This is a genomic window from Leucobacter sp. UT-8R-CII-1-4, from assembly GCF_030010235.1.
GTDB lineage: Bacteria > Actinomycetota > Actinomycetes > Actinomycetales > Microbacteriaceae > Leucobacter.
On the sequence record NZ_JASCRS010000005.1, the window covers coordinates 221860 to 240921 of the forward strand.

At 57.9% G+C, this 19062-nt stretch carries 23 protein-coding genes; 9 read left to right on the top strand and 14 right to left on the bottom strand.

Annotated elements, in window-relative coordinates; translation table 11 throughout:
• Window positions 1-27: 27 nt before the first annotated feature.
• Window positions 28-855 (bottom strand): RNA methyltransferase, encoded by an 828-nt coding sequence (locus QBL02_RS12575; RefSeq protein ID WP_282726773.1) that lies wholly within the window; start codon window positions 853-855, stop codon window positions 28-30.
• A complete protein-coding gene (locus QBL02_RS12580) occupies window positions 852-1751 on the bottom strand; it encodes an alpha/beta hydrolase (protein ID WP_282726774.1) in 900 nt (299 codons plus the stop codon). Before QBL02_RS12580 ends, QBL02_RS12575 begins: the two co-directional genes overlap by 4 nt.
• A gap of 103 nt (window positions 1752-1854) precedes the next feature.
• On the opposite strand from QBL02_RS12580, the gene QBL02_RS12585 reads away from it, so the two are divergent.
• Window positions 1855-2553, top strand: a complete 699-nt coding sequence (locus QBL02_RS12585; RefSeq protein ID WP_282726775.1) for an exonuclease domain-containing protein — start codon at window positions 1855-1857, stop codon at window positions 2551-2553.
• Window positions 2554-2693: 140 nt separating this feature from the next.
• On the opposite strand, the gene QBL02_RS12590 is transcribed toward QBL02_RS12585, so the two are convergent.
• Window positions 2694-2942: a type B 50S ribosomal protein L31 gene (locus QBL02_RS12590; protein ID WP_282726776.1), complete on the bottom strand. Its 249-nt coding sequence runs from the start codon at window positions 2940-2942 to the stop codon at window positions 2694-2696.
• 111 nt (window positions 2943-3053) lie between these two features.
• Window positions 3054-3839 (bottom strand): ABC transporter ATP-binding protein, encoded by a 786-nt coding sequence (locus tag QBL02_RS12595; RefSeq protein WP_282726777.1) that lies wholly within the window; start codon window positions 3837-3839, stop codon window positions 3054-3056.
• A 24-nt stretch (window positions 3840-3863) separates the two neighbouring features.
• Between QBL02_RS12595 and serB the strand changes: the two genes are divergently transcribed.
• Together serB and QBL02_RS12605 are read left to right on the top strand one after the other, a co-directional pair.
• The gene (gene serB / locus QBL02_RS12600; protein WP_282726778.1) at window positions 3864-4514 is read left to right on the top strand and encodes a phosphoserine phosphatase SerB; all 651 of its coding nucleotides are present in this window, start codon (window positions 3864-3866) and stop codon (window positions 4512-4514) included.
• A 48-nt stretch (window positions 4515-4562) separates the two neighbouring features.
• Window positions 4563-4958: a hypothetical protein gene (locus QBL02_RS12605; protein ID WP_282726779.1), complete on the top strand. Its 396-nt coding sequence runs from the start codon at window positions 4563-4565 to the stop codon at window positions 4956-4958.
• Window positions 4959-5178: 220 nt separating this feature from the next.
• Here QBL02_RS12605 and fabG read toward each other — a convergent pair whose 3' ends face one another.
• Entirely contained in the window at window positions 5179-5889 is a 711-nt protein-coding gene (gene fabG / locus QBL02_RS12610; RefSeq protein WP_282726780.1) for a 3-oxoacyl-ACP reductase FabG, read from the bottom strand.
• A 63-nt stretch (window positions 5890-5952) separates the two neighbouring features.
• Between fabG and QBL02_RS12615 the strand changes: the two genes are divergently transcribed.
• From QBL02_RS12615 to QBL02_RS12630, 4 genes are all read left to right on the top strand, one after another.
• A complete protein-coding gene (locus QBL02_RS12615) occupies window positions 5953-6321 on the top strand; it encodes a DUF3099 domain-containing protein (RefSeq protein WP_282726781.1) in 369 nt (122 codons plus the stop codon).
• A 5-nt stretch (window positions 6322-6326) separates the two neighbouring features.
• Window positions 6327-6572: a hypothetical protein gene (locus tag QBL02_RS12620; protein ID WP_282726937.1), complete on the top strand. Its 246-nt coding sequence runs from the start codon at window positions 6327-6329 to the stop codon at window positions 6570-6572.
• A complete protein-coding gene (locus tag QBL02_RS12625; RefSeq protein WP_282726782.1) occupies window positions 6569-7423 on the top strand; it encodes an SURF1 family protein in 855 nt (284 codons plus the stop codon). The genes QBL02_RS12620 and QBL02_RS12625 overlap by 4 nt, the downstream gene beginning before the upstream one ends.
• A gap of 63 nt (window positions 7424-7486) precedes the next feature.
• Window positions 7487-8416, top strand: a complete 930-nt coding sequence (locus QBL02_RS12630; protein ID WP_282726783.1) for a cutinase family protein — start codon at window positions 7487-7489, stop codon at window positions 8414-8416.
• Here QBL02_RS12630 and QBL02_RS12635 read toward each other — a convergent pair.
• The 6 genes from QBL02_RS12635 to sufB form a co-directional block, all read right to left on the bottom strand.
• Entirely contained in the window at window positions 8400-9998 is a 1599-nt protein-coding gene (locus QBL02_RS12635; protein ID WP_282726784.1) for an ABC-F family ATP-binding cassette domain-containing protein, read from the bottom strand. The genes QBL02_RS12630 and QBL02_RS12635 overlap by 17 nt on opposite strands.
• 217 nt (window positions 9999-10215) lie before the next feature.
• Window positions 10216-10560, bottom strand: a complete 345-nt coding sequence (locus tag QBL02_RS12640) for a metal-sulfur cluster assembly factor (protein ID WP_282726785.1) — start codon at window positions 10558-10560, stop codon at window positions 10216-10218.
• A gap of 10 nt (window positions 10561-10570) precedes the next feature.
• A complete protein-coding gene (sufC, locus tag QBL02_RS12645; RefSeq protein WP_282726786.1) occupies window positions 10571-11338 on the bottom strand; it encodes a Fe-S cluster assembly ATPase SufC in 768 nt (255 codons plus the stop codon).
• Complete coding sequence (locus QBL02_RS12650) at window positions 11335-11667, bottom strand: non-heme iron oxygenase ferredoxin subunit (RefSeq protein ID WP_282726787.1); 333 nt, start codon at window positions 11665-11667, stop codon at window positions 11335-11337. Before QBL02_RS12650 ends, sufC begins: the two co-directional genes overlap by 4 nt.
• A complete protein-coding gene (gene sufD / locus QBL02_RS12655) occupies window positions 11664-12866 on the bottom strand; it encodes a Fe-S cluster assembly protein SufD (RefSeq protein ID WP_282726788.1) in 1203 nt (400 codons plus the stop codon). Before sufD ends, QBL02_RS12650 begins: the two co-directional genes overlap by 4 nt.
• Window positions 12866-14284: a Fe-S cluster assembly protein SufB gene (gene sufB, locus QBL02_RS12660; RefSeq protein ID WP_282726789.1), complete on the bottom strand. Its 1419-nt coding sequence runs from the start codon at window positions 14282-14284 to the stop codon at window positions 12866-12868. Before sufB ends, sufD begins: the two co-directional genes overlap by 1 nt.
• Window positions 14285-14607: 323 nt before the next feature.
• On the opposite strand from sufB, the gene QBL02_RS12665 reads away from it, so the two are divergent.
• Entirely contained in the window at window positions 14608-15465 is an 858-nt protein-coding gene (locus tag QBL02_RS12665) for a COX15/CtaA family protein (protein ID WP_282726790.1), read from the top strand.
• A 69-nt stretch (window positions 15466-15534) separates the two neighbouring features.
• Complete coding sequence (locus QBL02_RS12670; protein ID WP_282726791.1) at window positions 15535-16026, top strand: hypothetical protein; 492 nt, start codon at window positions 15535-15537, stop codon at window positions 16024-16026.
• 7 nt (window positions 16027-16033) lie between these two features.
• On the opposite strand, the gene QBL02_RS12675 is transcribed toward QBL02_RS12670, so the two are convergent.
• From QBL02_RS12675 to QBL02_RS12685, 3 genes are all read right to left on the bottom strand, one after another.
• Window positions 16034-16834: a methyltransferase domain-containing protein gene (locus tag QBL02_RS12675; RefSeq protein ID WP_282726792.1), complete on the bottom strand. Its 801-nt coding sequence runs from the start codon at window positions 16832-16834 to the stop codon at window positions 16034-16036.
• Between the two features lie 33 nt (window positions 16835-16867).
• A complete protein-coding gene (locus QBL02_RS12680) occupies window positions 16868-18010 on the bottom strand; it encodes a PLP-dependent aspartate aminotransferase family protein (RefSeq protein WP_282726793.1) in 1143 nt (380 codons plus the stop codon).
• Between the two features lie 109 nt (window positions 18011-18119).
• On the bottom strand, window positions 18120-19052 hold the full coding sequence (locus tag QBL02_RS12685) for a heme o synthase (protein WP_282726794.1): 933 nt from the start codon (window positions 19050-19052) through the stop codon (window positions 18120-18122).
• Window positions 19053-19062 lie beyond the last annotated feature (10 nt).

The following is a 19062-nucleotide window of genomic DNA, read 5'->3' on the forward strand; positions in this document are numbered from 1 at the left end:
TTTGAGCCTAGCGACCGAAACTATCAGTCAGCTGTGCTGCGCGGGCGCGTCGGCAGTTCGAACAGCCCACAATGCGAGTGCCGCAGCAGTAGCTACATTCAACGAGTCAACGTCGTGTTCCATTGGAATAGTGACGCATCGCGTTGACGAGGCAAGTGCGCGTTTACTCAAGCCATCACCCTCAGAACCAAACATCAGGGCCAACTTTTCGGGCACAGCCTGCACAAATTCAGCCAGGTCTTCGGCATCATCGCGAAGCGCGAAGGCAGCAAGTTCGTAACCGGCCTCGCGGATAAGCGGACCGGCCTCTCGCCAGTGCGGAAGACGCGCCCAAGGCACCTGCAACACCGCCCCCATGCTCACTCTGACGGCCCGACGATAGAGCGGATCTGCGCATGCAGGCGAGAGCAACACGCCGTCGGCGCCGAGCGCCGCGACAGAACGGAAAATCGCGCCAACGTTCGTGTGGTCGGCGAGATCTTCAAGCACGACCACGCGTTTCGACGTGGCAAGCAGCTCAGCAGGATCCAGAGCTGCTGGTCGATGCATCGAAGCGAGTGCGCCACGGTGCAAATGAAAACCCGTAAGAGCTTCAAGCTGTTCGGCCTCGCCTACGTACACCGTCACATCTGGGTGCTCAGAAAGCAGGGGCTCAATCTTTGGCAACCACTGCTCAAGAAGAAGTACCGAGCGAGGTTGATGCCCCGCTGCAAGGGCTCGCTCAATGACTTTGGGCGACTCGGCGAGATAGAGACCTGCCTCGGGCTCAAGCTTTCGCCGCAGTGCTACGTCTGTGAGACTCGTGAAATCTTCAAGCCCTGCTTGGTCGAGGCTGTCGATTCGTTCTACTCTCACGCGTGCTGTCCGCTCATACTGGGCACTGTCTCTTGTCGCAAAAAGGCCACCATTTCAGCGGCCGCGTAATCGACAGCTTCGTAGTGCACCAAATGTCCCACCCCAGGAATGATTTTCAAGCTCGCGTCTGCAAGGCGTCTGCTGAGTTCAAGTTGCGCCGTCAACGGAGTGATGTCATCGCGGTCCCCCGCGATAAGAAGTGTTGGTGTCGTAAAGCTATCGGCATACTGCATGACCGTGTGCGACACCGAGGCTCGAAAAGCTTGCAACAGCGAACGACTGTCGGCAAAAACACTGAAGTATTGGTGGTGTTGATTGTGAATCCAAGAGCGCAACTCGGCATCGCTCGTCTTGGCCATAACCTCGCTCATCACCCGAACAATGATCGGGTTCCCAAGCAGAGCGCGCGAGGGTGCTTCTGGCAGCAAGTCGGCACAGCGGTAGTATCCGATGGCGAACTGCGTCATAAGGGCCTGAGGGCCCTTCAGCGCTGGTGCTGAGATGGGGTTGATCAACATGGTTCGGCTCGGCGAAAGCCCCTGTGAGAGCGCGTTTGCGACAACAAGTGATCCGAAGGAGTGGCCGAGGATCGCAAAGCCTGATTGTTGAGGGGCTACTTGCGCAGTGAACTCAATCAGCCATTCGCCGAAAAGGTCAAGCGAGTGTTCCCGATTTGGAATAGCTGGAGTCTCACCAAAGCCAGGCAGATCGGGCACAATTATCCGCAACTCTGGTGCGAGTTCTGCAGCTGCAATAGCGAGGCCCTGCAATCCGTGGTGATCGCCCCGGAAGCCGTGCACCAGAACCAGCGGCTCACCGTCAGCCGAACCGTATTGCCATGCACGAGTGAGCACGCCAAGTGTGCTCACTTCAATGGTGTTGATTGCGTCACTCACCCCAAAAGTCTATTGCGTTCCGGCTGGAAAACCTGCGAGGTGAATTCGTCTCGGGGATCCGACCGGTTCTCGATAGGGTTAAGCACGAACGAAAGGATCGCTTGTGACCAACACGCTTCCCCTCTGGGCCGAGAACATCGCTGTCTTCGACACCGAGACCACAGGTATTGACACCGCAAACGATCGCGTCGTGAGCAGCACCATCGCATTACTTGGTAAAAACGGTGAGGTGCTCGAACGCTATGACTGGCTAATTGATCCGGGTATCGAGATTCCCGCGGCAGCAGCCAATGTACACGGCATCACGACCGAGGTAGCTCGCACAAGCGGCGTCGAAACTTCGGTGGGCATTAGTCAGCTCGTTGCTCAGCTGCTGAGTATGATCGACCGCGGGTTTGCGCTGGTTGCCTATAACGCGCCTTTTGACCTGTCGCTGCTCAAGGCGGAAGCGGAACGCAATGGCATTGCCTGGCCGAAGGAAATCGCGCCGGTTATTGATCCACTTGTAATTGACAAACAGGTAGATCGTTACCGGAAGGGCAAGCGCACGCTTGAGGTTGTTAGCGCCCACTACGGCGTCGAATTAGGCACAGCCCACGACGCCGGCGAAGATGCAATCGCCGCGGGCAGAGTGCTGCAGGGCCTCGCTCTGAGGTATGCGCATGTGCTGCCCGCAGAGGTTATGCAGCTTCATGAGGCGCAGGTTGCCTGGGCCGCGAATCAGGCGGCGAGCTTTCAGGAGTACATGCGCCGTGTACGTGACCCAAACTTCACGGCCGAGGGTGGCTGGCCAATTCGCTAGTTGATTGTGGGCTTGGTGTTCACCAAGTCCACTCAACGACGCGTTTGCAGGGCTGCTGCGCTGCAGCCCAGAGTCTCAGCAAACAGGCAACAAAAAAAGCGGCGGGGTCTCCCCCGCCGCTTTTCATTGGTGCGTAAAACTTACGCGCCGAAGCCCTTGAAGCGCTGGTTGAACTTGTCGATACGACCAGCCGAGTCGAGAATACGCTGCTTGCCGGTGTAGAACGGGTGCGAAGCGCTCGAGATTTCAACGTCGATCACTGGGTAGCTAGCGCCGTCGAGCTCGATGGTCTTGTCGCTAGTCATGGTGCTGCGAGTGAGGAAGGTCTCGCCCGAAGCCAGATCGCGGAAGACGATGGCGTTGTATTCGGGGTGGATCTCGGTCTTCATGATGTTCCTTTGAAATGGTATTTGGGTGGAAGGAGCGCTGAAACACTCAAAAACTACGGTGCGAAACACACGCGGTCAGTGCACCAAGGTTCTACTTTAGCAGAAAAACGTTCAGAATCTGGCAGTGGCGGCGTAACGACCACGCTCATTGCTGAGTTCAAACTGCATACCGAAGGTAGCCGCAAGGTTTTCTTCGGTAAGTGTGGTCTCAATCGGGCCGGCAGCCTGCGCCATACCGTCGCGAATCAACATCACATGAGTGAACCCTGGCGGGATCTCCTCGACGTGGTGCGTGACCATGATCATCGCCGGAGAACTCGGTGACTGCGCAAAACCAGAGAGCATCTGCAGCAGACGCTCGCGTGCACCAAGATCAAGGCTTGCGCTCGGCTCGTCGAGCAGCAGCATCTCAGGGTCTGTCATTACTGCGCGGGCAATCATTGCGCGCTTGCGCTCGCCATCGCTCAGCGTTCCGAACGGCGCGTCGGCCAAATCAGTGAGCTGCCACTCAGCAAGAATCCGGTTTGCCTGACGGGTGTCCATCTCGTCATAGTGCTCATTCCATCGGCCCTCTACGCCATAGGCGGCAGTCAGCACCAGGTCGCGAACGGTCTCGTTTGCTGGGATCCTGCGCGCTGTAGCAGTCGACGCGAAGCCAAGACGGTTGCGAAATTCCCAAATGTCGAAAGTTCCGAGGCGTTCGCCAAGCACATCAACGGTGCCCGTCGTCGGGTAATCGTTTGCCGTGGCGATACGAAGCAGGGTGGTTTTTCCGGCACCATTTGGGCCGAGGATCACCCAGCGCTGGGTTTCGTCTACTTCCCAGTTGATACCGCCCAGAATGGGTCGGCCGTTTCGAACGTAGGTGACATCGCTGAAGCGCAACACATTCGTCATAGAACTAACCCTATCCTTGTCGGTATGACTTCTTCTGGTGCCACACGCCCACTTGTCGTGCTTGATTGCGACTCCACCACAATTCAGGACGAGGTGATCGAACTTATTGCCGAGGCCGCCGGCACTCGCGAGCTTGTCGCTGAGATCACTGAGCGCGCGATGCAGGGCAGTCTTGATTTCTCCGCGAGCCTGAAGGAACGTGTCGAAACCCTTGCTGGTACGCCCGACACTGTGTTTGCAGAAACAGTTGAGAAGGTTCGCCTTTCGACAGGTATTCGCGAACTTGTTGCTGCGGTGCACGAGCGTGGCGGCAAGGTGGGAGTTGTCTCGGGCGGATTCCACGAGGTTCTTGATCCCCTGGCGGAAGACCTCGGTATTGACTTCTGGCGCGCCAACCGGCTCGAGGTCTCAGCGGGCACCCTTACCGGGCAGACTCTCGGGCCGATCGTGGACGCAGCAGCAAAAGCCGTAGCGCTGCGTGAATGGGCTGCAGAAACCGGCATTCCCCTCTCTGCCACAATCGCGATTGGCGATGGCGCAAACGACCTGAAGATGATGGAAGTAGCCGCCATCTCGGTGGCCTTCAACGCGAAGCCGATCGTGCGCGAACAGGCAGACGTCTCAATTGAAGACGATCTGGCCAAAGTAATCCCCCTGCTAGATACGCTGAACTAACGACTCAATGCTCGCGAGGGTTGAGTCTACGAGCGGAAGAGAGCCAAGATGACTCGAATAAATGGACGGAAGCTCGGTATTTGGAGTCTGCGAATTGACGCCATCTACTGCCTCATCCTCGGCGCATTCGTGGCAATAACAGCGCCTCAACTCTCTCGCGTCATCGCCCTGCCGATGCCACTCATCGCGGGCACCGGCTTGCTAGTAGCGATTTGGGCGATGCTCGTTTGGCGGATGGTTCAACGCATGCGTATTCGCCTCGCGCTACAGCTCGTGATGGGCGTAAACATTGTGGCGGCACTGCTCATCGTCGCCGCCTCACTCACTTCGGCCAGCACTCTAGTGATGTTCATTGTGGTTGCCGTTGCGATCGACGTAGCTCTTTTTGCGGTGAGCCAGGCCGTTGCGATTCGCAACATCGGGCCGGCGCTTCTTGCTAGGTAGCCGAAAGCATTGAGCGCGGGCATGAGCTTCCGCGCAAACAAAGCGCCGGCCTGTTCAACACCAAGTGAACAGGCCGGCGCTTTGTATTAGCCGATAAAGGGTTCTTGAAAGGGCACGCTAGTGCCCCATGCCCGCTCCGCCGCTACAGGCAACGCAAAGCGTTGCGCGGCGCGTGCGCCGAGACCGACAGGTCTCGGATATTTGGCAGTAAAAGGGCACGCTAGTGCCCCATGCCAAGTCCACCATCGACTGGAATAACAGCTCCCGAAATGTAGGCGGCGTCGTCGCCCGCGAGCCACGCAGCCACGCCGGCAATCTCTGAAACTTGACCAAAACGTGCGGCAGGAATCGAATCGAGGTACTGCTTCTGCTGAGCCTCTGGGAGCTCTGCGGTCATATCAGTTTCAATGAAACCCGGCGCAATAACGTTGGCGGTGATACCTCGGCTGCCAAGCTCACGAGTAAGCGAGCGAGCGAAACCGACGAGCGCAGCCTTCGAAGACGAGTAATTGATCTGTCCTGGCGATCCGTACAGGCCAACAACACTTGAAATCAGAATGACACGACCGAAGCGTCCCTTCAACAGTCCCTTTGCGGCGCGCTTGACGACCCGGAAGGTACCGGTGAGGTTCGTATCGATGACCTCGGTGAAGTCTTCTTCACTCATGCGCAGGAGCAGCATGTCGCGCGTGATTCCGGCGTTTGCTACAACAACCTCCACCGGACCAAGCGTTGCCTCAACCTCGGTGAAGGCAGCATCAATTGACGCAGAATCATTCATCTCTGCCCGAACGGTCAACGCCCCTTCTGGCCCTTCGCCCGATCGAGCGGTGACGGCCACACGGTGGCCCTCCTCGATCATGCGCTGTGCGATGGCAAAACCGATACCTCGGTTGCCTCCGGTGACGAGAACGGTGCGGGCGGTGCTCATATGGATCCTTTCATCCGATGACGCCCAGCCTAGTAGGAGTGAAGCGGAGTAGGCTTGAGCGTCGTGGCGAAGCAGTACAAACTCACTTCGGTTGGGGTTAACCCAACGCGCGATCGCGCGTATCGAATGCGAATGTACTTTTTGACGATGACCCTGCGCATGGCCTGCGTAATCTCACTCTTCTGGGTGCGCGGCCCCTGGATCATTCTGGTAGCAATTGGCGCCATCGTGCTGCCCTACGTTGCCGTGCTAATTGCGAATGCCGTCTCGCATGTCGGCGGCACCGCGCCCGACGCGCCGACCCCGCACGAACTCTCTGCCCCAGAAAAACCCGTAGAGCCAAGCGACGCTTCGGCGCCACCGAGCCAAACGATTATCGTGATCGACGCACCAGCGGAGCGCCGATCACGCGGAGAGGGGCAACAACCGTGATCGGCATGCTTGGCGGGGAGCACCCCGCTGAACGCGAGTGCTCGCGCGCAGGCTGTCAGCGCGATGCGGTATCTGCGATCCGCTGGCGAAACCCGAAGATTCACGATGAGCATCGTCGCAAGACCTGGCTCGCTTGCGCAGAACACATCGAATATCTGAGAGACTTCCTAGAGGCGCGTTCGTTTCCGCTTGAGGTTATTTCGTTGGATCGCCTCGCAACGAACACGCCAAGCGATGAGAGGCAGGCATGACGACAGCACCGCAGGTCGGTTGGAGTTTTCTTCGAACCAGGCGCTGGATCGGATACTTTGCACTGCTCATCGTGTTTAGCATCGCCTGTGTCTGGCTGGGTAATTGGCAGTTTGAGCGCCGCGCCGAGGCCCGTGCTGAAATCGCACGCATTGATAACAACTACGACGCTGCTCCAATGACACTGAGCGACGCCGTGCCGAGTTTCACTGATTTTGATGAAGATGCTCGCAAGTGGCAGCCGGTTGAATTGCGCGGGCAGTACGTTGGCGAAGAATACTTAGCCCGAAACCGACCCGGCGTAAACGGTGTGGGCTCGAACCTTCTGCAAGCATTTGAACTTGATAACGGTACCGTCGTGTTTATTGACCGCGGCTGGGTGCCGGTTTCTGGCACAGACGTCGTGCCAGAGGGTCTGCCTGCGGCACCGGAGGGTGAAACCACCGTACTCGCGCGGCTTCGAGCGAGCGAGCCGGAGATTCCTGGCCGCACCTCGGTTGGGCGTTTCGTGCCGAGCATTAATGGTACTGAACTCGCTCAGGTCGCTGGCCTAGAGGAAGACGTCTACACGGGCGCTTACGGGCAGCTGATTGAAGAGCATCCAGCTGCAGAGACCGGTGTGCTTGCGGTTCGCCCAGAACGTGATGAGGGACCACACCTTTCATATGCGCTGCAATGGTACGTCTTTATTCTGATCGCGACCATTGGTCTCGCCTACGGCGCCCGCCAGGAGTTCCGGTCGTTTAACGCTGAGGGCGAATCCGTTCGCCGTGAGGACGAACGCCGTGCCGAACGCAAACGCAAGCGTGGTCCGAGTGACGCCGATGAGGAAGATGCGCTTCTGGGCAGCTAAGTTCGCTCGCCACGCTTTAGCGGATCCGCTTTGCTCTTGCCTCAGGCAACTAAAATGAGTCAAATGAACACGGGTATTCGGGCAGGGCGCATGCGTCGATTTTGGGCACCAATCGGTGTTGCTACAGTCGCGGCTCCGCTTTTGCTTTCGCTTGCTGCGTGTTCACAGGTGCCTGATGCCGAAGAAAATATCGATTCGCTCACCTCAGTGACCGAAGCGCCGGCTCCACCCGTCGCAGCAGATGAGTACGACATTAAGACGAACCCCGAGCCGATCGTCGAAGCAATGGACTGCACGCCCTACCTCGTGGTGACTGCGCGCGGAACAGGCGAACCGAATAAAGGGCAGCTTCTCTCCCCCGTCGCCCGGGCGGTGAAAAAAGCTCTGCCCACTGAAGTGACCGTGCTTGATCTTGACTATCCGGCAGATACGGATGTGAATGAGGGCGGCACGTACGCGACCCGACTGCTGCTTGACACGCTCAACGTGCAGGCAGAAGCGTGTCCGAAGCAAGAGTTTGCGCTGCTCGGTTACTCCCAGGGCGCGCTGATCATTGGCGACGCGCTCTCACCCGTCGATGCCAGGCTCGTGGGCGCGACCGTTGGCGAGCTGAGCGAAGAGGCCCAAAAGAGAATCCTCGCTGTCGTGCTGTACGGCAACCCTCGTTTTAACGGCGAAGAGCGATACGACGTCGGCAGCTTTGATGAAAAGCTCGGCGGCATCTTGCCGCGCACGACTGGCAGCTTGGAGCCGTACGCGGAGCGAATTCAAGACTTCTGCGTAAAGGGAGATTTCATCTGCCAGAGCAACATGGAACTTGATGAGAAGGGTCACGTTGCGTATTTCAAGAATGGAATGCAGCAGGACGGCTCGAACTATGTGCTCGCCCAGATCGCAATGTCAAAGGCCCTGAAAGCAATTACGCCGGGTGATGCTGCCACAGACAGCACCCCCGGCGAAACAGCTACTCCTCCGTCTACGCCAGCTCAATAAGCTCGAGGTATTCCTTAGACCAGTGGTCTTCAGTGCCTTCTGGCATGATCAGAACGCGCTCTGGATTGAGCGCTTCAACTGCACCTGGGTCGTGCGAGACGAGCACCACAGCGCCGGTGAAGTTTGCGAGCGCATCAAGAATCTCCGCGCGGCTCGCAGGGTCAAGGTTGTTCGTTGGCTCGTCGAGCAAGAGCACATTCGCACTCGATACCACAAGCATGGCAAGCGCCAGACGGGTTTTCTCGCCACCTGAAAGCACGCCGGCAGGCTTGTGCACGTCGTCACCTGAGAACAGGAACGAGCCGAGCACCTTGCGCGCTTCGGTCTCGGTGAGGTGTTGCGACACAGAAACCATGTTCTGCAGGACGCTCGCCTTCACATCAAGAGTTTCATGCTCCTGCGCGTAATAGCCAACTTTGAGACCGTGACCCGGTTCAAGTTGACCGGCATCTGGCTCGTCAACACCCGCCAGCAAACGCAGCAGCGTCGTCTTACCGGCACCGTTGAGGCCCAGCACAACAACTTTTGACCCGCGGTCGATTGCGAGGTCAACACCGGCGAAAATCTCAAGCGAACCGTACGACTTCGAAAGACCAGAAGCCATCAACGGGGTCTTGCCACACGGCGATGGATCAGGGAAGCGCAGCTTCGCTACCCGATCGACCTGGCGCTCATCGTCAAGGCTTGCAAGCATCTTCTCCGCGCGCGCAACCATCTGATGAGCTGCGGCAGCCTTCGACGCCTTCGCACCAAACTTCGCAGCCTGGTCCTTCAGCGCAGAAGCCTTCTTCTCGACGTTTGTACGTTCCTTGCGGCGGCGCTCCTCGTCAGCAGCACGCTGGCGCAGGTAAAGCTTCCAACCCATGTTGTACACGTCGATAACTTGACGGTTTGCGTCAAGGTAGAACACACGGTTCACGGTTTCACCCACGAGATCGACATCGTGGCTAATCACGATCACTCCGCCGCGGTAGCTCTTAAGAAAGTCGCGCAACCACACAATACTGTCAGCGTCGAGGTGGTTGGTTGGCTCGTCAAGGATCATGGTGTCGGCATCGCTGAAGAGAATTCGAGCGAGCTCAATACGACGACGCTGACCACCAGAAAGCGTGCCTAGTGGCTGATCGAGCACCCGATCAGGCAGTCCAAGATTGTTAGAAATCGACGCGGCTTCAGCTTCGGCAGCATAACCACCGAGCGCCTGAAAACGGTCGGTGAGGTTGCCGAATCGCTTCATGGCTTTTTCGGCGATCGCTGGATCATCACTCGCCATGTCCTCAGAGGCCTTTTTCAACTGCTGGGTGAGGGTGCCTAGACCGCGCGCGTCAAGAATGCGGTGCCTGGCCAACTGCTCGGGGTCTCCAGTACGAGGATCCTGCGGCAAGAATCCGAGTTCGCCGCTCACAGTGATGCTGCCTTCAGCGGGCTGCAGCTCACCGGATAGCGTGCGGGTCAATGTGGTTTTTCCGGCACCGTTTCGGCCCACGAGTCCGATCTTGTCGCCAGGGTTGACCCGGAAACTCACTTCGCTCATGAGGCGGCGCGCGCCAACGTCGATAGCTAGGTTCTCGACGGTAATCATCTGAATGTTCTTTCGTAACACGGCTAATCACGCTAAAACCGGCAGCCTTGGTGAAAGCTGCCGGTTTTAGCGTGAAAGAACCGCTATTTGGTTGATCGCTGAAGCATCAGGCAAAGCCCAACCGCTCCCGCGGGGCATTGGGCATTTAGCCCCACTGGGGCTAAATCGCGAAGCCCAACCGCTCCCGCGGGGCATTGGGCATTTAGCCCCACTGGGGCTAAATTGCGAAGCCCAATGCCCTCATCATGTCGCGACCATCATCGGTGATTCGTTCTGGCGTCCAAGGTGGCATCCATACCCAGTTGATACGGAATGCGCGAACCAAGCCATCGAGTGATTCTGCGATGTCATTCTCGATCACGTCGGTGAGAGGGCAGCCAGCGCTGGTGAGTGTCATCGAAATGACCAGCGCGTCGTGCTCTTCATCAAAAGCAAGATCGTAAATGAGACCGAGATCAACAATGTTTACGCCAAGCTCAGGGTCGCTCACGTTTTTCAACGCTTCGAGCGCCTGCTCCTTGAACTCCGGGTCGATTGAGGCGACCCCTGTTGTCTCTTCCATGCTGCCTAGCCTACGCGTTCGATGCCTCAGTAAGGAAGCGATCGTAGCCTTCGTTCTCAAGACGGTCGGCCAGCTCTGGGCCGCCCTGCTCTGCAACGCGACCGTTCACGAAGACGTGAACGAAGTCAGGCTTGATGTAGCGGAGGATACGCGTGTAGTGCGTGATCAGCATGATGCCGAGGCCGGTGTTCTCCTTGGCGCGGTTCACACCCTCCGACACGATCTTCAGCGCGTCGACGTCAAGACCCGAGTCGGTCTCATCGAGCACTGCGAAGCGAGGCTTCAGCAGTTCGAGCTGCAGAATCTCGTTGCGCTTCTTCTCGCCACCCGAGAAACCCTCGTTGACGTTACGCTCAGCGAACGATGCGTCCATGCGCAGGTTCTCCATTGCGCCGCGAACATCCTTCATCCAGGTGCGGATGGCAGGCGCTTCGCCGTCAATTGCGGTCTTAGCGGTACGCAGGAAGTTAGCGTTGGTGACGCCTGGAATCTCCACTGGGTACTGCATAGCCAGGAACAGGCCTGCCTGAGCACGCTCGTCAACTGACATTTCGGTTACTTCTTCACCGTCGAGCAGAATCGAGCCGCTAGTGATTTCGTAACGTGGGTGGCCGGCAATCGCGTAAGCAAGCGTTGACTTGCCCGAGCCGTTTGGCCCCATGATCGCGTGGGTCTCGCCCTGGCGAATGGTCAGGTTTACACCCTTAAGGATTGGCTTTGCACCCTGGTCGGTCTCGACGCTTACGTGCAGATCCTTGATTTCAAGAACGGAGCTCATGCTGCAATCTCTTTCGTAACAGTTGGGTCAATGTAGACGTCGTCACCCTCGATTTCGACGACATAAACGGGTACCGGCTCGTAGGCCGGGAGGTTTCGGGGCTTGCCCGTAGTGAGCGAAAACGCGGATCCGTGAGCCCAGCACTCGAGTTCGCCGTTTTCAGCGAAACCTTCCGAGAGGCTGATCTGGCCGTGGGTGCAGGTGTCGCCAATGGCGTGCACCTCCCCCTCGCCGTCCATCACCACAGCAATGGGCACGCCGTCAAGCACGACACGCACTGCCTGGTCCTGGAACAATTCACTTACCGAGAGTGCTCGCTGACGGCTCACGCACTCACCGATTCGGCGAGTTCAGCCTCGACAGCATCGCGCAAGCGCTCCTGGGTTTCAGCATCATCGATCTGCTGAATAACCTCAAGCAAGAAGCCGTGCACAACAAGCTTGCGCGCTTCTTCTTCCGAAATTCCACGGCTACGCAGGTAGAACAGGTGCTCGTCGTCGAAACGACCGGTAGCACTTGCGTGACCTGCGCCAGCGATGTCGCCAGTCTCAATCTCAAGGTTCGGGATTGAATCTGCGCGAGTACCCTCGCTAAGCACGAGGTTACGGTTCTGCTCGTAGCTGTCGGTGCCGGTTGCGCTATTGCGGATCAGCACATCGCCAATCCAAACAGTGTGCGCGCCCTCGCCCTGCAGTGCGCCCTTGTAGTTGACACGACTGCGAGTGTGCGGTGCATCGTGGTCCATGTAGACCTGGTGCTCAAGGTGCTGGCCCGCATCGGCAAAGTAGGCACCGAGTGCCTCGCCGTTTGCGCCCTCGTGATCAAGGTGAATCGATGGGTTCAAGCGAACCAATGCGCCACCAAGGGTGACAACAATGTGCTTGAGCGATCCATCGCGACCCACTGTTGCATAGTGGCTTGAGAGATGCTGTGCCTCGTCAGCCCACTGCTGCACGCTGACAACGGTGAGCTCTGCGCCCTCGCCGACAACGATTTCGACGTTTTCGCTGAGCTGTGCGTCACCCGTGTTTTCGAGAATCACGAGACCGCGCGAATTTGGCTTTGCCTCGATCACGGTGTGAGCCGCGCGAGCCGAGGTGCCAAGCTCAGAACGGTCAACGATCGCAGTAACCTGCTCTTCAGCGGTGACCGTGACCAAGTGAGCCTCGCCAAAAGCCGACCAAGCGGCGGCCGCACCGCGCTCTTCTGGCTTACCTGCGCGACCGATGCGGGCGTCGTCGCGAGCGATCCACTCGCTCGAGACACCGGCAACATCGGTCACGGTGAGCGGGGTGCGTGCACCGTCGAGCTCGCCATTCAGCAGGCTCTCGATCTTCGCAATTGGGGTGTACTTCCAGTTCGCTTCGCGACCGGTCACTGCCTCAAAATCACTGACATCAGTTGAGGTGAAGCGCGCGCTTCGGGTTTGCACTGGCACGTGCTTTGCCGCGCCATCTGCGTCCCAACCTCCGTCTGAGTGTGCCTTGAAGCCGTGCTGAGCGGTCTCAGTGCTTTCAGTCAGCGCCATTATCCGACGGATCCTTCCATGCCCATCTCGATGAGCTTGTTCAGTTCGAGTGCGTACTCCATAGGCAGCTCACGAGCGATTGGCTCGATGAAGCCGCGAACGATCATTGCCATTGCTTCTTCTTCAGCGAGGCCGCGGCTCATCAGGTAGAAGAGCTGCTCTTCGCTGACACGCGAGACAGTTGCCTCGTGGCCGAGTTCGGCATCGTCAGTGCGAATGTCAATCGCTGGGTAGGTGTCGCTGCGTGAAATCGTGTCAACGAGCAGTGCGTCACAGACCACTGAGTTGGCTGCGTGGTGCGCGTTCGCGTCAACACGAACCTCGCCACGGTAACCGGTGCGGCCGCCGCCACGCGCAATCGACTTCGAGAGGATCGAAGACTTGGTGTGTGGTGCCAGGTGAATCATCTTGGCGCCGGCATCCTGGTGCTGGCCTGGGCCTGCGAATGCCACCGAAAGCGTTTCGCCCTTTGCGTGCTCGCCGGTGAGGTAGATCGAAGGGTACTTCATGGTGACCTTCGAACCGATGTTGCCATCGACCCACTCCATGGTCGCGCCGGCCTCAGCCACGGCACGCTTGGTGACCAGGTTGTAGACGTTGTTCGACCAGTTTTGGATAGTCGTGTAGCGAACGCGAGCGCCCTTCTTCACGATAATCTCGACGACTGCGGAGTGCAGCGAGTCGCTCTTGTAGATCGGCGCGGTGCAACCCTCGATGTAGTGCACGTAGCTGTCTTCGTCAGCGATGATGAGTGTGCGCTCAAACTGGCCCATGTTCTCCGTATTGATACGGAAGTAGGCCTGCAGTGGAATCTCAACGTGTACGCCCTTAGGCACGTACACGAACGAGCCACCTGACCACACAGCGGTGTTCAGTGCTGCGAACTTGTTGTCGCCCGAAGGGATCACGGTACCGAAGTACTGCTCGAAGATCTCCGGGTGCTCCTTCAGCGCGGTGTCGGTATCGAGGAAGAGAACGCCCTGCTCCTCGAGGTCCTCACGAATCTGGTGGTACACAACCTCTGATTCGTACTGAGCCGCAACACCGGCTACGAGGCGCTGACGCTCTGCCTCGGGGATACCGAGACGCTCGTAAGTGTTTTTGATCTCTTCTGGAAGTTCTTCCCAGCTCGTCGCCTGTTTTTCAGTCGAACGAACAAAGTACTTGATGTTGTCGAAGTCAATTTCGCTCAGGTCTGCACCAAAAGTCGGCATTGGCTTGCGATCAAAGATCTGCAGAGCCTTGAGTCGACGCTGAAGCATCCACTCAGGCTCATTTTTAAGTTTCGAGATGTTCCGAACCACATCTTCGCTGAGTCCGCGCTTTGCCGTTTCACCGGCAGCATCGGCATCATGCCATCCGAACTCATACACCCCCAGACTCTCAAGCTCTGGGCGGTCAATCAGCACTTCTGGCATCGTGTCATCCCTCATTCTTCGTAGCGCTGCGGGAGTCAGTCATCCACACGAAAAACGAGTACACAACTGGTTCCCTGCAGCAGTGCAGTATTCTGGGCGTCGAACGAAGCTATCCCCGGTGCACGTTGTCACCGATGATCGCTTCGCATTACGCAACCACAGCTTCTCATTCTACAGATTTCGTCACGAAACCGGAATACCGTGAAAGCGCCTGTCGTAGATGGTGTCTGGGAATGAGGGGTCTGCCGAGAGGAGTCGTTTTGTCAGCCGCGAGCACCGATCAGGTGAAGGTCTCCAAATCTCCGGGGTTACCCTCTCGAGCTTTGCGTATCTTTGCGTGGGCATCTTTCGTCCTAAACACCCTGATTATTGCGACCGGTGGCGCAGTGCGACTGACCGGTTCTGGGCTTGGCTGCTCTGAATGGCCCTTGTGTACACCTGGATCTCTCGTGCCAACGGCCGAAATGGGTGTGCACGGCCTGATTGAGTTTGGGAACCGCACAATCTCTGGCCCGCTACTGCTTGTTGCCATCTTGGTGGTTGTGCTCACCTGGAAGATTCGCGCAGAACGCCGTGACCTCATGGTGCTTTCTTGGATCGTTCTCGGTCTCGTACTGTTGCAAGCGTTCGTTGGTGGCGTAATTGTTTGGGAAGAGCTCAAGGCCGTCTTGGTAGGTTTCCACTACACCGTGTCCCTGATTATCGTGTGCATCACTGCGGCCTACCTCAGCCGCATGTATGAAGTCGGCGGGCCACGCGAGTCTGCAGCACCCAAGGGGTTCAAAATCCTTGCCCACGTTACGACTCTGGTTATGGCTGTTTTGATCTTCATGGGTGTGCTCACCACAGGATCTGGCCCGCACTCCGGCGACGAAAACGTCGTGCGCCAGGGCTTCGACGCTACCCTGCTGAGCCACCTACACGCATGGCCAGGCTATGTCGCCTTCGCACTTGTGGCTGTGCTCGTTGGATGGGCCGTCTCGAAACATCTGCGTGCGGCCCGCTGGGCGGTCACTTTGCTACTTGTGCTCGTCGTCCAGATCGCGGTGGGCATTTACCAGTCACGCCACGGATTGCCACCGGTGCTGGTTGGCGTGCACATGGTGCTGGCTTCGCTCGCCGCCGCGACTATGACAGTCACAGTGCTTCGACTCAAGAAGCCGGTTGCTGAGGGTGCGTAACTGATGAACTTAGTGGAGCCCGCACCCGACATGCCGTCTGTGCCACAGCCGTGGCGGCGGCAATCGAGAGTGGGCTCCGCAAAAAATCTCGCGTGGGTATCGCTGCCTTTTCAGTTCTTCTTCGGCGGTGCCATTCTTGCCGGAATCGTGACGGGTATGCACGAACTCTGGTCTCAGCTTCCCTACGACGGACTAATGTCACTGATAGGCATTGGCCTCAACGGCGTAGTGTACGCGCTGCCAGCGATGATCTTGGCAGCCCTCATAGGGATGCCGCTGCGAATCTCTCCTCGCCAACGCGAATATTGGTTTCGCTTCGCATGGATCGTTACTCCGCTGATGGTGTGCGCCGGAATTCTCGGAATTTATCTTTCGTACCAGTTCGGAACCGCTGTACAAACTCAGATCAGTAATTCGTATACCCCGGAATACACGGTTACTTCCCCTTCACAACCGTTACACCTGTTCTCAGTCCTGATCACCGCATTCGGTTTCTCGCATTTCTTGCTGAGGCCGAAGAAGCCAGTTACCGAGGGCGCGCTGGATCACCCAAGCAAGTAACGAGCAATCAAACAGTGGCGATGATCTCTGCGTGCGGCACCAACAGCCAACCGTCGGGATCATCTGCCCACTTGCGCCAGCCATCCGCAATACGCTGCAGTCGCGCATGATCGGCAAGCCCGAGACGCATGGCATTCTCAGCAAATGCTGACTCGATTGCCCGCTCTGCCCACATGCCGCCCCACCACGCGCGATCCTCGTCATTTTCAAATAACCACAGCGAAGCGGTGCAGGTCACCTCTATAAAGCCAGCCTCGCGAGCCCACTTCTTCAGGAAACGACCGGCAGCAGGTTCGCCGCTCACTCCCTTGTGCACCTGCAGATACAGCGCGAGCCAGTCTTCAAGTTCAGGCATTCTCGGCGAAATTATCACGCCCTCGTAGTCGACATCGCGCGCTGCGACCGCACCGCCTGGTTTTACGACTCGTCGCATTTCGCGCAGCATTGCGACCGGATCGGTAACGTGCTGCAACACTTGGTGGGCGTGCGCAAGATCAAAGCTCGCATCGGCGTATTCAAGGGCGTAAGCATCGGCGACCGCAAACTCGAGGTTTTCGAGTCCGAGCGAGGCCGTGTCTGCGGTGGCCTTTGCAACCACATCGGCGGCAGCATCGACACCAACAACTCGCCCCGGCGCCACCAGGCGCGCAAAGTCTGCTGTAATTGTGCCAGGTCCTGCTCCCACATCGAGCACACTGCGACCGCTGGTCAACTCCCCCAGCAGATAGGCTGCCGAGTTCTCAGCCGTGCGCCAGGTGTGCGATCGCAAAACGCTCGCGTGATGTCCGTGTGCATATGCGTCAGCCATGTTTTGAGTCTAACCAGACGCTGCCGCTTCAGCCTAAGCGCCGCCGCTTGCCGTGAGCGCAGCCTCCAGGTCTGCCCAGAGATCTTCAACGTGCTCGATACCGATGCTGAGCCTCACGAGCGATTCGGGCACTGCCTTCGGTTCAGAAGGCAAGCGCCGACGTCGCTCTGCGAGTGATTCAACGCCACCAAGACTCGTCGCTGGAGTAAACACCCGGAGCGCCTCAACAAAACGCTCAGCTGCCTCAGCTCCCCCAGCAAGCTCAATCGAAACCATCGCCCCGAAACCATCGAGTTGCGCAACAGCAAGCTGGTGACCCGGATCGCCCGGCAGTCCTGGATATCTCACCCGTGAAACCTCTGGCCGACTCTCGAGTCTTGCAGCAAGCTCACCTGCGGAGGCCTCGGCGCGATCGAGACGGACCGCCAGCGTGCGCAGCCCACGCAGTGTCAGCCAAGCTTCAAATGGGCCAGCGATAGACCCCTGCAGCGCTCGCTTACCGAGCAGCCGATCACGCACCTTCGGGTCGGCCGCAACCGAAATTCCCAACAGCACGTCTGAATGACCCGCAATAAACTTTGTCGCGGAATGCACAACGAGATCGGCGCCAAGTTCCAGCGGCCGCTGTCTCAGCGGTGTCGAGAAAGTGTTATCTACGACAACGAACGCTCCGGCACTCTTCGCGGCAGTGATCAGGGTCGGAAGATCCAACACATCAAGGAGCGGGTTTGTCGGCGATTCAAGCCAGACCAGATCGGCACCCTCAAACGTCGCAATAGTTTCTTCAAGGTTCGTTGGATCCACTTCACGCAACGCAAACAAACCATCGGCTTGCAGTTCACGAGCAAGCCCGATGGTGCCGTTATACGAGGCCCCGGGCACCACCGCGACTCCCCCAACAGGAACAAGCGAAAATGCTGCCGCCACTGTGGCCATTCCGGAGGCATAGGAGATTGCCGCAAGATCGCTGCCTTCTAGCGCCGCAATCGCTTCCTCAAGTGGTTCCCAACTCGGGTTGCTGAACCTCGCGTATACCCGGTCTTCGGGCTCAGGGCTGCGCGATCCAACGTATGTTGAAGTGAGCGTAATCGGCGCGTTCAGCGCCTCGCCAGGGGTCTTCGGTGGCCGGCCGAGGGCGACAACTGAGGTAGCTGGGTGTGCGGCGTGATCGCTCATAACTTTCAGCCTAGTGCGCGCAGAAAACCCCTGTAAATCACAGTGAAACAAAGTGACTTACAGGGGCCTAGATTTCTATCTGCCGGTCTTAACCAAGACCCTTCGCAGCTTAGAAAGGAAGCAGCGGATCAACCGCGATTGCGATCGAAAGCAGCGAGAGATAACCGATGGAGCCGTGGAACACCTTCATCGGTTTGCCCTCTTGGCCACGAATCGCACTGCCGTAGAGACGGTGCGACTCGGTGATAAACCAGCCGCCAGTCACGAGAGCGACAACCGTGTACACAATGCCCATATCCGCAACCGGAATCAGCAAGAGGCTAGATGCCACAGTCGCCCACGCATAAAGAATGATCTGCAGGCCAACCGTTGCGCGGCCACGCACCACACCCAGCATCGGAACGCCAGCGTTTGCGTAGTCGTTTCGGTACTTCATTGAGAGCGGCCAGTAATGTGGTGGCGTCCACAAGAAGATGATCAAGAAGAAGATCCAGGCTGGCCAATCAAGTGACTCGGTCACTGCTGCCCAACCGATCAGCACTGGGAAGCAGCCTGCGATACCGCCCCAGATAATGTTCTGCTCGCTGTGACGCTTCAGAATCAGCGTGTAGATCACTACGTAGAAGAAGATCGCGCCAGCCGAAAGTGCCGCAGCAAGCCAGTTAGTGGTGAAGTACAGCCAAACAACCGAAGCAATGCCAAGCACCCACGAGAAAATCAGTGCGTTCCGGTCACTGATCTCGCCGGTCACGAGCGGCCTGCTTGAGGTTCGCTTCATTCGGCGATCCATGTCGCGATCAATGTAGCAGTTGAAGGCGCCGGCAGAACCTGCGCTCATCGCACCGCCAAGCAGCGTCGCCAGAACAAGCCAAAGATTGGGTAGTCCACCCTGCGCGAGAATCATCGCGGGTACCGTGACTACGAGCAGAAGCTCCATCACGCGCGGCTTGGTGAGCGATACGTAAGCCTTTACGGTTCGCTTGAAGCCGATCTTTTCAGGGCCAGTGCCTGACTGAACTGAGGATACGGTTTCGCTAGACATCACCTCTATC